This is a genomic window from Collimonas rhizosphaerae (assembly GCF_038896935.1).
GTDB classification, from domain to species: domain Bacteria; phylum Pseudomonadota; class Gammaproteobacteria; order Burkholderiales; family Burkholderiaceae_D; genus Collimonas; species Collimonas rhizosphaerae.
The window spans coordinates 71,561-86,022 of sequence record NZ_JBANDC010000003.1; the positions used below are offsets into that span (position 1 = coordinate 71,561).

Annotated in this window: 11 protein-coding genes; 5 read left to right on the forward strand and 6 right to left on the reverse strand. The window is 62.9% G+C overall.

Annotated elements, in window-relative coordinates:
* The first annotated feature begins 87 nt into the window (after positions 1–87).
* Together V8G57_RS04850 and cls are read left to right on the forward strand one after the other, a co-directional pair.
* Positions 88–2,199: a site-specific recombinase gene (locus V8G57_RS04850; RefSeq protein WP_342828414.1), complete on the forward strand. Its 2,112-nt coding sequence runs from the start codon at positions 88–90 to the stop codon at positions 2,197–2,199.
* Positions 2,200–2,330: 131 nt separating this feature from the next.
* The gene (cls, locus tag V8G57_RS04855) at positions 2,331–3,668 is read left to right on the forward strand and encodes a cardiolipin synthase (protein ID WP_342828415.1); all 1,338 of its coding nucleotides are present in this window, start codon (positions 2,331–2,333) and stop codon (positions 3,666–3,668) included.
* A 4-nt stretch (positions 3,669–3,672) separates the two neighbouring features.
* Here the strand turns inward: cls and hutG are convergent, their stop codons facing one another.
* The 6 genes from hutG to hutU are packed head-to-tail and all read right to left on the reverse strand — an operon-like array spanning position 3,673 to position 11,021.
* Positions 3,673–4,494, reverse strand: coding sequence for an N-formylglutamate deformylase (gene hutG, locus V8G57_RS04860; RefSeq protein ID WP_342828416.1), 822 nt, complete (start codon positions 4,492–4,494; stop codon positions 3,673–3,675).
* A 19-nt stretch (positions 4,495–4,513) separates the two neighbouring features.
* On the reverse strand, positions 4,514–5,887 hold the full coding sequence (locus V8G57_RS04865) for a formimidoylglutamate deiminase (RefSeq protein WP_342828418.1): 1,374 nt from the start codon (positions 5,885–5,887) through the stop codon (positions 4,514–4,516).
* Positions 5,888–5,897: 10 nt separating this feature from the next.
* The gene (gene hutI / locus V8G57_RS04870) at positions 5,898–7,160 is read right to left on the reverse strand and encodes an imidazolonepropionase (RefSeq protein WP_342828420.1); all 1,263 of its coding nucleotides are present in this window, start codon (positions 7,158–7,160) and stop codon (positions 5,898–5,900) included.
* A 10-nt stretch (positions 7,161–7,170) separates the two neighbouring features.
* Positions 7,171–7,740, reverse strand: coding sequence for a HutD/Ves family protein (locus V8G57_RS04875; protein WP_342828421.1), 570 nt, complete (start codon positions 7,738–7,740; stop codon positions 7,171–7,173).
* Position 7,741: 1 nt separating this feature from the next.
* Complete coding sequence (gene hutH / locus V8G57_RS04880; protein ID WP_342828422.1) at positions 7,742–9,289, reverse strand: histidine ammonia-lyase; 1,548 nt, start codon at positions 9,287–9,289, stop codon at positions 7,742–7,744.
* Between the two features lie 22 nt (positions 9,290–9,311).
* Positions 9,312–11,021 carry a urocanate hydratase gene (hutU, locus tag V8G57_RS04885; RefSeq protein WP_342828424.1) on the reverse strand — a complete coding sequence of 570 codons (1,710 nt, stop codon included), beginning with the start codon at positions 11,019–11,021 and terminating at the stop codon, positions 9,312–9,314.
* A 394-nt stretch (positions 11,022–11,415) separates the two neighbouring features.
* Here hutU and hutC point away from each other — a divergent pair, with 394 nt between their 5' ends.
* From hutC to V8G57_RS04900, 3 genes are read left to right on the forward strand one after another with little or no spacing between them, the layout of a single operon-like run.
* A complete protein-coding gene (gene hutC, locus V8G57_RS04890; protein WP_342828425.1) occupies positions 11,416–12,126 on the forward strand; it encodes a histidine utilization transcriptional repressor HutC in 711 nt (236 codons plus the stop codon).
* A 51-nt stretch (positions 12,127–12,177) separates the two neighbouring features.
* Entirely contained in the window at positions 12,178–13,662 is a 1,485-nt protein-coding gene (locus V8G57_RS04895; RefSeq protein ID WP_342828426.1) for an MFS transporter, read from the forward strand.
* Positions 13,659–14,462: a ferredoxin--NADP reductase gene (locus tag V8G57_RS04900; protein WP_342828427.1), complete on the forward strand. Its 804-nt coding sequence runs from the start codon at positions 13,659–13,661 to the stop codon at positions 14,460–14,462. Before V8G57_RS04895 ends, V8G57_RS04900 begins: the two co-directional genes overlap by 4 nt.

A 14,462-nucleotide genomic window follows, 5' to 3' on the forward strand; every position in this document is an offset into this window, starting at 1 on the left:
TGGCAAACCAAAAACATAACATTCATTAACAACTGATTTCGATAAACTGACCGTACACTATCGACTTCGCATTTTATAAAACTTTGCATGCTATCAACACTAAAACTCATCGCCGCCGATCCCAACTCCGACAATATCGACCATCTGGTGGCCTTGATCAAGACCTTGCGCCCCACCAGGCCGGAGCTTGGACAGGAAGCGGCCGAGAACGTGCGGGTGCTGGTGCAACTGCTGCATGGCGAGCCGGCCCAGGCCAGCGCCCTGCGCCACTATATCCTGCGGCTGTTTTCGACGCGGCGCCAGATCAGCCTGTACACCGACACCGGCATCCTGCCCAACGCCGGTTTTTTTACCGAACTGTTCCAGCGCCTGTCGTTCCGCATCTTGCCGCCGGCGCTGGATGAAAACTATCTGCGCGATTGCCTCGACCGCCTGCTGCCGGTTGAAACCGATTACCTGTGGATCAACGCCGTGCCCGCGGCAGACTGGCTGAGCCTGTTCGATCTGCTGAGCCAGGCCGCGCCGTATACCGACGCCGACAACAACGCCGCCAGCGACGCCGTCGACCGCCATAAGACCGTGGGCGAACTGCTGGAAGCGATCCAGACCCTGTCCTACCGCATCAGCGCCATGGGCCTGGAGCCGGCGCTGCTGCGGCTCTATCCCAGCATCGACGAGTTCGAATCGCCGTTCCTGATGCAGAACGTCGAGCTGCACCTGTACCTGAACAGCTATCGCCGCCGCCTGGCTGCCGCCGACTCGGCCCTCGATCCGAGCGAATTGCCGCCGCTGGAAGACGCCCGCCACCTGTCGGTGATGCTGGACCAGTGCGAAACCATCGTCCTCAAGATCCGCAAGAACGCCTTGCGCATGGGCAGCAGCGTCTCCCTCACCTACCTGCTGGTGCGGCTGGAGCAAAGCACCGCGCGCCTGCGCAAGCTGCTGAGCCTGGTCGATGCCGGCCCGGCCGAGGATGGACAGGCCGACGCGGCATCCGATCCCGGCGCGGCCGAAGCCCGGCAACTCGCCCGGCGCAGCCAGGCGCTGGCGCTTGGCCAGGAACTGGTCGAGGGCCATAACCGCAAATACGCGGTGCGCGAACTGTTCGCCGACAACATCAACCTGCTGGCGCGCAACGTCACCGAAAACGCCAGCCGCACCGGCGAACACTACATCGCCGAGGATCGCTCCGAATACGCCGCGATGTTCCGCTCTGCCTCCGGCGCCGGCCTGGTCATCGGCTTCATGTCGCTGCTGAAGATCCTGGCCTCCTACCTGCGCGCCGCGCCGCTGGTGGAAGCGTTTTTATTCAGCATGAACTATTCGCTCGGTTTCATGCTGATCCATGTCCTGCATTTCACGGTCGCTACCAAGCAGCCGGCGATGACCGCGTCGCGCATCGCTTCCGGCCTGCAAAGCCGCGACGGCCGCAATATCGACCTCGACAGCCTGGTCGAACTGATCGTCAAGGTGATCCGCACGCAATTCATTGCGGTCGCCGGCAACCTGCTGCTGGCTTTCCCGGTGGCTTATCTGATCGCGCTCGGCTACCAGGCGCTGTCCGGCCATCACCTGGTGACGCCTGACAAGGCGGCGCACCTGCTGCACGATATCGACCCGTTTGCCAGCCTGGCGCTGTTCCACGCCGCGATCGCCGGCGTCTGCCTGTTCCTGGCCGGCCTGATCTCGGGCTACTACGACAACAAGGCGCTCTACACCCACATGGCGCTACGGGTGGCGCGCGCGCACTGGCTGCGCAGGCTGCTGGGCCAGCCGCGGCTGGCCCGCTTCGGCGAATACCTGGAGCGCAACCTGGGCGGCCTGATGGGGAATTTCTATTTCGGCATCCTGCTCGGCACTATCGGCACCATCGGTTTCATGCTGGGCCTGCCTATCGACATCCGCCACATCACGTTTTCGGCGACCAATTTCGCCACCGCCCTGGTCGGCCTCGATAACCACATGAGCTGGCAAACCGCTGTGGTTTCCGTCATCGGCGTGCTGGCGATCGGCACGGTCAACCTCTGGGTCAGCTTTTCGCTGGCGCTGTTCGTGGCGTTGCGTGCGCGCCAGGTGCGCTTCCGCCATGGCCTGGCGCTGGCCAAGGCGGTCTTCATGCGTTTCAGGAAAAGCCCCAAGGATTTTTTCATTCCGCCTAAACGGCAGGCGCCGATGGAAGAGGACAAGCCCGCCGCTTAGCGGCCAGATGTTGCGGAATGATCCGCTTTACTATCCTGGAACGCCGCAACGTGATTAGCCAAGCAAGAACCGGCGCAACACGGTAGTATCCGAACGGCAATATATTTGAACCCGCCGCAAGGTCTTGAGACATGTCGAATCCCCAGCTGCATGGATTTTTTCTACGATACGCCGTTGCGCTGCTGTGCGTCCTGACAGCGGCCTGCTCGACGCTGCCCGACGTCAGCAACCTGAGCGCCTCGGTAGCGCAAGTAAGCGCAGCCGGCAGCGCCCCGGCAAACGGCCCGGCCCGGCTCGCCATGCTGGCAGCGATGGAAGAAGCGGTGACCAACAGTCCGCTGGTCAAAGGCAACAAGGTCACTTTGCTGTTCGACGGGCCGGACACCATGACGGCCATGATCGCCGCCATACAGCAGGCCAAAAGCACGATCAATTTTGAAACCTACATTTTCGACCAGGACCAGCTCGGCCTGCAGTTTGCCGACCTGCTGATTGAAAAGCAGCGCGCCGGGGTCCAGGTCAACATCATCTACGACAGCGTCGGCAGCATCGGCACGCCCACCGAATTTTTCGAGCGCATGCGCGCCGCCGGCATCAGGCTGGTCGAATTCAATCCGGTCAACCCGCTCAAGCGCTTCGGCCGCTGGCAGCTGAACCATCGCGATCACCGCAAGATCCTGGTGGTGGACGGCAAGACCGGCTTCACCGGCGGCGTCAACATCAGCGCCGCCTATGCCAACAGTTCGCTGTTCCGCGCGCGGCGCCGCGCCGACTCAGGCGCCATAGGCTGGCGTGATACCCACCTGCAGATAGAAGGCCCGGCGGTAGCGTCGCTGCAATTGCTGTTCTTGCAGACCTGGGGCACGCAACATGCCGAAGATTTGCCGGACCTCGATTATTTTCCGAAACTGGACAACGCCGGCGACAAGACGGTGCATGTGCTGAGCACCCAGCCCGACAGCGACTACAGCCTTTACAAAGCCTATATCCTGGCGATCCAGCAAGCGCGCAAAAGCATACACATCACCACGCCCTACTTCACTCCCGACCGCCAGCTGGTGGATGCGCTGGTTGCCGCCGCCAAGCGCGGCGTCGACGTTACCCTGATCTTGCCCGGCGTGACCGATATCGGCCTGATGTTCCACGCCGGCCAGTCGTTTTATACACAGTTGCTGAGCACCGGCATCCACATCTACCAGCTACAGGTCGCGGTGCTGCACGCCAAGACCGCCGTGATCGACGGCAGCTGGTCTACCGTCGGTTCCGCCAACCTGGATATCCGCAGTTTCCTCCACAACTATGAAGCCAACGTGATCGTCATCGACGAACAGTTCGGCCGCGAAATGGAAAAAGCCTTCCGCGAAGACATCCGCGGCTCGCAGCAAATCACGCTGGAACAATGGCAGCAGCGGCCGCTTTCCGAACGCATCAAGGAATGGGCGGCGCGCTCGCTCGGTTACTGGTTGTGAGGGTTCAATCCGATACGTGATCTTTGGCCCAGGCCAGCATCACGTCCATGAAACGCTGCAAAGTCGGCCGCACCAGCGCCGCGCGCTGTTCGTCGAACGCAAACGGCAGCTGTTCTTCCATATAGGTCAGTTGCGCCTGCTCCAGCTGCACCGCATGGATGTTCTGCTCCGGCTTGCCGTAATGGCGTGTGATGTGGCCGCCCTTGAAGCGGCCGTTCACTGCGTAGCTGTAGCCCGCCTCGGCAGCCTGCGCAGCGACCGCCTGCAATTGCTGCGTCAGTTCCGGCGCGCACGAGCTGCCGGCGCCGGTGCCCAGGTTCAGGTCAGGCAAGCGCCCTTCGAAAAAGCGCGGCACCACCGATGCGATGGAGTGCGCGTCCCACAGCATCGCCACGCCGTGCTCGGCGCGCATGCGCTGCAGTTCCTGCTCCAGCTGCTGGTGGTAAGGGCGCCAGTACTGCGTGATGCGGCGCTGTATTTCCGCCTCGCCCGGATCTTTCCCGGCTTGATACAGGGCTTGCTTGTGGAAGGTGTCCAGCGGGCACAGCCCGGTCGTATCCTGCCCCGGATAGAGGTTGACGTTGTCCTCGGGCCGGTTGACGTCAATCACGTAACGCGAATGGGTCGCCACCAGGACTGAAGCGCCCAGTTCCTCCAGGAAGCTGTACAACCTTGGCATGTGCCAGTCGGTATCGGCAATCTCCAGCGCCGCGGCGCTCATGTCCGCGGCGATCTCCGGCGGGATGTACTCTCCTGCATGCGGCATCGACACCAGCAGCGGCAGCCTGCCGCGATGAAACAGGAATTTTTCTACAGGCGGGTTCATCAGCTTTCCTTCACTATTCTTAATCCAGCAATTTCTTCATGGTACGCGCATAAGCCGCGGCGCTCTGTTCCTGCCGGCCATGCTTGTGGTCGCGGACCACCCAATGGCCGCCGGCCATGACATCGCGCACCGGCGTTTGCCCGTGCTGGCAAAACACGAAACTGTCGAGCAATTGGTCGCCGTGTTTGCCGCCCAGGTCGGCGTGCTGCGGGTCCAGCACCAGCAGGTCGGCGCGCTGTCCGGTTTCCAGGCCGGCCACCTGGCGGCCGCTGGCGATAGCGCCGCCGCGCAAGGCTTGCCGGTACAGGTAGCCGCCGACGGAAGCGCCCTCGCCGCCGGCCAGCATATTGCGCTGGCGGTGCAGCAGGCGCTGGCTGTATTCATACAAACGCAACTCTTCGCTGACGCTGGTGCTGATATGGCTGTCAGAACCGATGCCCCACGCACCTTGCGCGCCGGCATAGGCCACGCCGTTGAAAATGCCGTCGCCCAAGTTGGCTTCGGTGGTCGGGCAAATACCGGCAACGGCGCCGCTGCGCGCCAGCTTTTCGGTTTCGGCGGTAGTCATGTGGGTGGCGTGCACCAGGCACCAGCGGCTGTCGACCTCGGCATGCTCCAGCAGCCAGGCCACCGGCCGCGCACCCAGCGCGGCGACGCAGTCTTCGACCTCTTTCTCTTGTTCGGCAATGTGGATATGCACCGGCGCCTGCGCATCCCATTGCCTGAGCAGCGTCAGCAGCTGCTGCAGCGATTGCGGCGACACCGCGCGCAAGGAATGGGGAGCGACGCCGTAGCGCAGGCCGGCATGCTGCGGGTGCGCCGCCTGCAGGGCTTGCAGGGCGCCGATGATCCACTCCGGCGAATTGACAAAACGCGCCTGCCCGATATGCGGCGCCTGGGCGCCGAAGCCGCTGTACTGGTACATCACCGGCAGCAAGGTCAGGCCGATGCCCGCTTCCTGCGCCGCTTCGATCAGGCACACCATGTTTTCGGCCGGGTCGGCGTAAGGCTTGCCGTCCGCATCGTGATGCAGGTAGTGGAATTCGCAGACCGAGGTATAACCCGCCTGCAGCATCTCGATATACAGCTGGAGCGCAATCGCCTTCAGGTCGGCAGGCGACAGCTTGCCGGCAAACTTGTACATCAGGGTGCGCCAGCTCCAGAAACTGTCTTTCGGATCGCTGCGGTATTCGGTCAGCCCGGCCATCGCCCTTTGGAATGCATGCGAATGCAGGTTGGCGATGCCTGGCAACACCGTGCCGGCGACAGCCACCGCGGCGGCATCGGAATCAGGTCTGACGCGGGTCAGGATGCCATGGTCGTCCCACTCCAGCAGGACATTGTTGCGCCAGCCTCCTGGCAACAGGGCGCGATCGGCGATCAGCTGCTTCATGATATTTTCCTCATGACATTTCCTTTTGCGATACCGCAGCGAAACGGCCGCCGCGCACTATCGCGCTACAGGGATTGAGACCCGACCAGTAAGCCAGCTCCGCCAGCGACTCCACCGACCAGACCACAAAGTCGGCGGCGCGTCCCGCCGCCAGCAAGCCATGGCGATCTGCCTTGCCGAGCGCCAGCGCGGCATTGCCGGTCACCCCCATCAGGGCTTCCGCGGTGGTCATTCTGAACAAGGTGCAAGACATGTTCAGCATGAGCAGCAAGGAAGTGCTGGGTGAAGTGCCCGGATTGCTGTCGGTGGAAACCGCGATCGGAATCCGGTAACGCCGCAGCAATTCCAGCGGCGGCTGTTTTGTTTCGCGGATGAAGTAATAGGCGCCGGGCAGCAGCACGGCGACCGTTCCGCTTTCCTGCATCGCCGCCACATCCGCTTCGCTCAGGTGTTCCAGATGATCAACCGACAGCGCCTTGTAGCGTGTCGCCAGCTGGGTGGCGCCGATATTCGACAGCTGGTCGGCGTGCATCTTCACCGGCAGGCCAAGCTTGCCGGCTGCGATAAACACTTGTTCGCTCTGCGTTACGGAAAAGCCGATGTTCTCGCAAAACACATCAACCGCGTCAACCAGCCCTTCCGCATGCAAGGCCGGCAGGATCTGGTCGCAGACCAGCCTGATGTATTCGTCGGCGCGGTCCTTGTATTCGGGCGGCAAGGCGTGGGCGCCAAGAAACGTGGTGTAGACGGTGACCGGATAAGACTCGCCCAGGCGCCGCGCCACCCGCAGCATCTTGCGTTCGGCCGGCAGGTCGAGGCCGTAGCCGGATTTGATTTCAATCGTGGTCACGCCTTCCGCCAGCAAGGCTTCCAGGCGCCGCGCCGATTGCCGGAACAGGCTGTCTTCGTCGGCTGCGCGGGTAGCGCGCACGGTCGATACAATGCCGCCGCCGCTCCTGGCGATTTCTTCATAACTGGCGCCGGCCAGGCGCATGGCGAATTCGTCGGCGCGGTTGCCGCCATACACCAGGTGGGTGTGGCAATCGATCAGGCCGGGCGTGATCCAGCGGTTGCCTACATCGTGCTGCGCCAGGCCCGCTTGCCTGAATTCTGCAGGCAGCTCAGCCTCGCTGCCGATCCAGGCGACCAGGCCGTCGCGCACCACCATGGCGCCATCCAGGATGACTTGGCCGGGGTTGCCGGACGGCGCAATCCTGGCCTGGCGCCAGACGCCGTCGGCTAAGCGGGCTGCTTCAACTTGACTCTGCGGCATGCTGGTTTTCCTATAGCAGGTTGATGCTGACACTGATAACGATACTGCCGGCCTGCAGCGAACGCAACGCCAGCCGGCCCGGCTGTTCGTCAAAGATCAGGGTCTGGCGCGGCGCCAGCGTTGCCTGTTCGCCATTATCGGTCAGCACGTCCCAGCGGCCTTGCACGCAAAACAGCAGGCTGGTGTGCTGCGCCAGGTCCTGGTCGGCATGCCAGACATCGACTGTGCCGCTAGCCGCCCCGCGCCGCAGCATCAGGTTGAAATCCTGGCAGGCGCCGCCTGCCAGTTGCGCGCCAACCTGCTCTTCGCCGCGGAAACGGTGCGCTTGCAAAGGCGTCAACAAGGCCGTCCCACCGCCGGCCGAGCGCAGCTGCATGCCATCCCCTTCCAGCAACATGATCACCCGGTCGACGCCCGGGAAACTGGAAAAGGCGCCGGACTGGCTGACATCGGCAATGCTCACCCGCCATAAAAATGCATCGAACGAGGCTCCTGCCGGATAACCGTTCAGCTCGCGCGTGACGCCGCCGCCGTTTTTCCAGGGCGTGGCCTGCAGCTCTTCGAACTTGAGCAAACGCATGTTACTGCCCGTACAGGCCGGCAAACAAGGCATGGCAGCTGCCGCTGACCGCGCCTTGCAGCACCAGCTGCTTGGCGGCTTCGATATCCGGCGCAAAGAAGCGGTCTTTATCGTAGAACGCTACCTGCTGGCGCAAACGCTGCTGCACTTCATCCAGCAGCGGCGAAGTGGTCAGAGGCAGGTGGCAATCGACGCCCTGCGCCGCCGCCAGCAATTCGATCGCGACGATAGTGGCGGTGTTGTGCGCCATTTCGTGCAGGCGGCGGCCGGCGAAAGTCGCCATGCTGACGTGGTCTTCCTGGTTGGCCGAAGTCGGCAGGCTGTCGACGCTGGCCGGATGCGCCAGCGACTTGTTCTCGGACGCCAGCGCTGCAGCGGTGACGTGGGCGATCATGAAACCGGAATTGAGGCCGGACGACTGCACCAGGAACGGCGGCAAACCGGACAAGGAAGAATCGATCAGCAGCGCGATGCGGCGCTCCGACAAGGCGCCGATTTCGGCAATCGCCAGGGCCAGCGTGTCGGCTGCGAAAGCCACCGGCTCGGCGTGGAAATTGCCGCCGGATATCACCTCGTCATGCTCGGCGTAAATCAGCGGATTGTCGGTCACGGCATTGGCTTCGATCAGCAAGGTGCGCGCCGCATTGCCGATCAGGTCGACGCAGGCGCCCATCACCTGCGGCTGGCAACGCAAGCTGTAGGGATCCTGCACCCGTTCGTCGTTGACCAGGTGCGATTGGCGGATCGCGCTGCCGTTCAGCAGTTGGCGGTAAATCTTGGCGGTGGCGATCTGCCCCGGCTGGCCGCGCACTTCATGCACGCGCGGGTCGAACGGCGCATCGCTGCCGCGGGCGGCGTCGACCGCCAATGCTCCGGTTACCGTGGCGGCTTCCAGCACGCGTTCCGCCAGGAACAGGCCGTTCAAGGTCAAGGCGGTAGACACCTGGGTGCCGTTGATCAGCGCCAGTCCTTCCTTGGCCGCCAGCACGATAGGCGCGATGCCGGCCCGCGCCAGCGCTTCCTTGGCCTCGACCAGCTTGCCGTCGACCCGCACCTGGCCTTCACCGAGTATCGCCAGGGTCATGTGCGACAAGGGCGCCAGGTCGCCCGAGGCGCCGACCGAACCTTTGACAGGGATGCAAGGCATGATGCCGGCGTTGTAGATCGCCAGCAGGGTATCGATCACCTGCGCCCGGATGCCGGAATAGCCGCGCGCCAGGCTGCCGATCTTCATGGCCAGGATCAGGCGCACCGCGGCATCGTCGATCAGGTCGCCGGTGCCGACCGAGTGCGACAGGATCAGGTTGCGCTGCAGCAGTTCCAGCTGTTCGTCCGGGATGCGGGTCTTGGCCAGCTTACCGAAGCCGGTATTGATGCCGTAGGCGGCATCGCCGCGTTCGACGATCCTGGCGACGGTGGCGGCGGAAGCATTGATGGCGTCATAAGCGGCAGGCGGCAATGCCAGCGGCACGGCTTCGGCCCAGATGCGGCGGATCTCTGCCAAAGACATTTTTCCTGGTTGCAGAGTCAACGGTGTTTTCATGGTCATTTCTTTCAAATTAGCGTAAGCATCAACGGTTGATCATCGGCAGGTTCAGGTTATGGCGCTTGGCGCACTCGATCGCCGCTTCGTAGCCGGCGTCGGCATGGCGCATCACGCCGGAGGCGCAATCGTTGACCAGCACCCGCGCCAGGCGCTTGGCGGCGGCCTCGGTGCCGTCGGCGACGATCACCATGCCGGCGTGCTGCGAGTAGCCCATGCCTACCCCGCCGCCGTGATGCAGCGAAACCCAGGTAGCGCCGCCGGACGTGTTTAGCAAGGCGTTCAGCAGGGGCCAGTCGGAAACCGCATCGGTGCCGTCTTTCATGCTTTCGGTTTCACGGTTCGGGCTGGCGACCGAACCGGTATCGAGGTGGTCGCGGCCGATCACGATCGGCGCCTTCAGTTCGCCGGTGCGCACCATTTCGTTGAAGGCAAGGCCGGCGATATGGCGCTCTCCCAGGCCGAGCCAGCAGATCCGCGCCGGCAAGCCCTGGAACGCAATGCGCTCGCGCGCCATGTCCAGCCAGCGGTGCACATGCTTGTTTTGCGGGAACAGCTCCTTGATCTTGGCGTCGGTCTTGTAGATATCTTCCGGGTCGCCGGACAGGGCGACCCAGCGGAACGGTCCCTTGCCTTCGCAAAACAGCGGCCGGATATAGGCCGGCACGAAGCCGGGAAAATCGAAGGCGTTCTTGACGCCCTGGTCGAACGCTACCTGGCGGATGTTGTTGCCGTAGTCGACGGTCTTGATGCCCATCGCATGGAAATCCAGCATGGCTTGCACGTGCTGCGCGCATGACTTTGCGGCATCGGCGGTCAGCCGCGCTTGCTGCGACGGATCGTGCTGCGCTGCCATCCACTGCTCGACGCTCCAGCCTGTCGGCAGGTAACCGTTGATCAGGTCATGCGCGGAAGTCTGGTCGGTCACCAGGTCAGGCTTGATGCCGCCGGCCTTGGCGCGCCTGACCAGCTCAGGCAAGACTTCCGCGGCGTTGCCGAGCAGGCCGATGGAAATCGCTTCCTTGCGTCCGGTATGGTATTTGATCAGTTCCAGCGCATCGTCCAGGTCCTTGGCCTGCTTGTCGAGATAACGCGTGCGCAGGCGGAAATCGATGCTGGACTGCTTGCATTCGACGGTCAGCGAGGCGGCGCCGGCCAGCGTCGCCGCCAGCGGCTGCGCGCCGCCCATGCCGCCCAGGCCGGCGGTCAGGATCCAGCGCCCGGACAGGTCGCCGCCGAAATGCTGGCGCCCTGCTTCGGCAAAGGTTTCAAACGTGCCTTGCACGATGCCCTGGCTGCCGATGTAGATCCAGCTGCCGGCGGTCATCTGGCCGTACATGAACAGGCCCTTGCGGTCGAGTTCGTTGAAGTGCTCCCAGTTGGCCCATTTCGGCACCAGGTTGGAATTGGCCAGCAGCACCCGCGGCGCATCGGCGTGGGTCTGGAATACGCCGACCGGCTTGCCGGACTGGATCAGCAGGGTCTGGTCGTCGTCCAGCTTGGTGAGCGCCTCGACGATCTTGTCGAAACAGGCCCAGTCGCGCGCGGCGCGGCCGATGCCGCCGTAGACCACCAGGTCGTTCGGCCGTTCGGCCACTTCCGGGTCGAGATTGTTCATCAGCATGCGCAGCGGCGCTTCGGTCAGCCAGCTCTTGGCGGTCAAGGTAGTGCCGCGCGGGGCGCGGATGGTGCGGCTGGGGTCGCGCCGTGGGTCGGCTTGTTTGCTCATTGTGCTCATGTTGACTCATCTCCTTAAAGTGGCGGCGCCGATCTTTATCATTAAGATCGCTGGAAAACAAAACAGCAAGTTGTATAGTCCAGTAAAATATAATGCCTATACAACTTAGTCAACCGAATTTATGCAAGCGAGTAAAAATTGTTGTTGACTTCAAGGCCACTTGAACTTGCATACTTGGCAAAGAACTCACTTTCCCCATATCCGTGAGTGCGAACGCGGCTATTTGGGAAGTAGTGCAAGGCGCGTCGCGCAGCCAAGGGTGGTTCCCTTGGCAAGCGGCGCAACGCAGCAATACACCCAAATAGTCCGTTCGCACTCACGGATATGGGGGAAATGAGTTCTGTTAGCAACTGATGTAGTATCCGTGATGAATTTCTTGAGTAGGAGCCTGCACATGCATGGCGCATCAAACAACAAAGCAGTCCCGGCATTTCAACAGGTCAAGGACCATGTCTTGCAGCAGATCCGCAGCGGCGCATGGAAACCGGGCGACCTGATCCCTTCCGAGCGCGAACTGATGCTGCAATTCAGCCTGTCGCGCATGACGGTCAACCGCGCCCTGCGTGAACTGACCGACAACCAGCTGCTGGTGCGGATCCAGGGCTCGGGCACTTACGTCGCGCCTGGCAAATACCAGTCGACCCTGGTGGAGATACACAGTATCGACGATGAACTGGTAGCACGCGGCCACCGCTACCGCAGCCAGGTGCTGACGCTGGAAGCCAGCAATGCGCCGGTCGCGTTGAAGGCGCTGGGACTGGAAAGCGGCCCGGCGTTTCATTCGGTGATCGTGCATTTTGCCGACGACATCCCGATCCAGCTGGAAGACCGCTACACCAATCCGCAACTGTTCCCCGACTACCTGCAGCAGGATTTCCACCGCATCACGCCGAACCACTACATGGTGCAGATCGCGCCGCTCGACAAAGCCGAATACAGCATCGAATCCAAGATGCCGGAAACCGCCGTGCGCAAGCTGCTGCAGATGGAAGCCGGTGAACCGTGCCTGCTGCTGTCGCGCCGTACCTGGGTGCGGCAGGCGGTAGCGACTTCCGTCACCTTGTGGCATCCAGGCTCAAGATATCAATTTACCGGCGGATTCTGATCCCCGCAGTAAAATTCCCATTAGCACGCAGCACACAGGACATACCGATTCATGTCAGTTACCTCTACTTTGCCTGACGCACCCTCTGCCAGCTGGGCAGACCTGCTGTCAGGGCGCAACGCCTTACGCTCCATCACACTGGCCGGCGGCATCGGCATGCATGCCACCAATGTCTATATCGTCACCACCATCCTGCCGTCGGTAGTCAAGGATATCGGCGGCCTGGAATACTATGCCTGGGCCACTTCTTTGTTCGTGGTGGCGTCGATCATCGCCGCCGGCCTGGCTTCGCGGCTGGTCGAATGGATCGGCTACCGTCCCGCCTGCCTGCTGGCGCTGCTGGTGTTTTCGCTGGGTTCCGCCGGCTGCGCGCTGGCGCCGCACATGGTGTGGCTGCTGCTGGCGCGCACCGTGCAGGGATTCGGCGGCGGCGTGCTGGTGGCGCTGTCTTACGCCATGATCCGGGTGGTGTTCGCACCGCCCTTGTGGTCGCGCGCCATGGCTTTGATGTCAGGCATGTGGGGCATTTCGACGCTGTCGGGTCCTGCCATCGGCGGCATGTTTGCGCAAGCCGGCAGCTGGCGCGGCGCGTTCTGGTCGCTGTTGCCGGCAGCGGTCATACTCGCGCTGCTGGTGCAGTTCACGCTGAAAGTCCCGGCGCAAACGGCGCCGGAAGAAAAAGCCAACAGCATCCCGCTCGCCAAAATATTGCTGCTGGCGGCAGCGGTGCTGTCGGTGTCGGCGGCCAGCCTGTCCAGCAGCGCCGTATTGAATATCGGCGGCATCCTGTTCGGCATTGCCCTGGTCGGCCTGATCGCCTGGCTGGAACGGCGCGGCGGCGCACGTTTGCTGCCGACCGGCGCATTTTCCCTGCGCAGCCGCATCGGCGCCCTGTACGCCACCATGATCCTGATGATCCTGGGACTGACCACCGAAATCTACGTGCCGTATTTCCTGCAGGTGATCCAGGGCCACTCGCCGCTGCTGGCCGGCTACCTGACCGGCATCATGTCTTGCGGCTGGACCCTGGCGGCCTTGCTGTTCTCCAGCTATAGCGGCGCGCGCGCGAAATTTGTCATGAAAGCCGGCCCGCTGGTGGTGATCGCGGCATTGCTGGCGCTGTCGTTCATGCTGCCGTCGGCCGCCGCGCTGGACGACTATGGCCTGCTGCCCTTGTGCATCGCGCTGGTGCTGGTCGGTTTCGGCATAGGCATGGGCATGCCGCACCTGATGGCAAAGATATTGAGCAGCGCGCCGTCGGATGAAGGTAACCTGGCGGCCTATTCGCTGACGACGGTGCAGCTGTTTGCCACCGCCATCGGCGCCGCCCTGGCCGGCATGGTGACCTCGCTGGCGGGACTGGCCGACCCGGGCGGTTTGCCTGGCGCCGCAAATGCGGCACAATGGCTGTTCATCTGTTTCGCAGCGGCGCCGCTGCTGGCCTTCTTCACCGTGCGCCAGGCCTTGCGCCTGAACCCGCCCGCCGCCTCCGGCGCGGTGCGCGGCGGCGGACAACTACAGGAACCCCTGCCATGAGCAGCACGCCACCGAAAACCCCGGTTTCCCAGCTCAAAGCCAGCACCGAGACCGTCACCAGCGTGCATTACTGGACCGAGAAGCTGCTGTCGTTCCGCACCACGCGCCCGGCCGGCTACCAGTTCACGCCGGGACAATTTGCCCGGCTGGGCGTGACCGCCGGCGCAGAAACGCTGTGGCGCGCCTACTCGGTGACTTCGGCGGCCACCGAAGACGAACTGGAATATTTCCTGGTGCAAGTCCCCGGCGGCTTGTTTACCGAACAATTGAAAGGGTTGAAGCCGGGTTATCCGATCCTGGTGGAAAAATTCAGCTATGGCTTCATGACCGTGGACCGTTTTGTGGATGGCGAAGATTTATGGATGCTGGCCACCGGCACCGGCCTCGGCCCGTTCATCTCGATCCTGCAGGATCCCGCGGTATGGAAGAAATTCCGCAACCTGGTCCTGGTGCATTGCGTGAGAAACACCGAGGAGCTGGCGTACCAGGAACTGCTGTCGGCCCTGCCGCAGCGACCGGAACTGGCTGCCGGCGGCGCCAGGCTGCAACTGATACGCTCCACTACGCGCGATGTGCAAGCGGCCGGGCACGGCAACCTGCAAGGACGGATTACCGCCCTGCTCGCCAGCGGCGAGCTGGAAGCGGCGGCGGGCCTGGATATCACGGTGGAAAAATCGCGCATCATGATGTGCGGCAATCCGGAAATGATTACCGCGACCCGCGACATTTTCTACCAGCGCGGTTTGCGTCCGTGCAGGCGCGCGGTGCCGGGGCAATTCGTGACCGAAGATTACTGGTAA

Excerpts from the sequence above, each read along its gene's own strand:
- V8G57_RS04875 (WP_342828421.1), bottom strand. The coding sequence starts at position 7,740 with ATGCGTTTGCTCAAGTTCGAAGAGCTGCAGGCCACGCCCTGGAAAAAC.
- V8G57_RS04895 (WP_342828426.1), top strand. The coding sequence starts at position 12,178 with ATGTCAGTTACCTCTACTTTGCCTGACGCACCCTCTGCCAGCTGGGCA.
- hutI (WP_342828420.1), bottom strand. The coding sequence starts at position 7,160 with ATGCCGCAGAGTCAAGTTGAAGCAGCCCGCTTAGCCGACGGCGTCTGG.
- cls (WP_342828415.1), top strand. The coding sequence starts at position 2,331 with ATGTCGAATCCCCAGCTGCATGGATTTTTTCTACGATACGCCGTTGCG.
- hutH (WP_342828422.1), bottom strand. The coding sequence starts at position 9,289 with ATGACCATGAAAACACCGTTGACTCTGCAACCAGGAAAAATGTCTTTG.
- hutG (WP_342828416.1), bottom strand. The coding sequence starts at position 4,494 with ATGAACCCGCCTGTAGAAAAATTCCTGTTTCATCGCGGCAGGCTGCCG.
- hutC (WP_342828425.1), top strand. The coding sequence starts at position 11,416 with ATGCATGGCGCATCAAACAACAAAGCAGTCCCGGCATTTCAACAGGTC.
- hutU (WP_342828424.1), bottom strand. The coding sequence starts at position 11,021 with ATGAGCACAATGAGCAAACAAGCCGACCCACGGCGCGACCCCAGCCGC.
- V8G57_RS04865 (WP_342828418.1), bottom strand. The coding sequence starts at position 5,887 with ATGAAGCAGCTGATCGCCGATCGCGCCCTGTTGCCAGGAGGCTGGCGC.
- V8G57_RS04850 (WP_342828414.1), top strand. The coding sequence starts at position 88 with ATGCTATCAACACTAAAACTCATCGCCGCCGATCCCAACTCCGACAAT.
- V8G57_RS04900 (WP_342828427.1), top strand. The coding sequence starts at position 13,659 with ATGAGCAGCACGCCACCGAAAACCCCGGTTTCCCAGCTCAAAGCCAGC.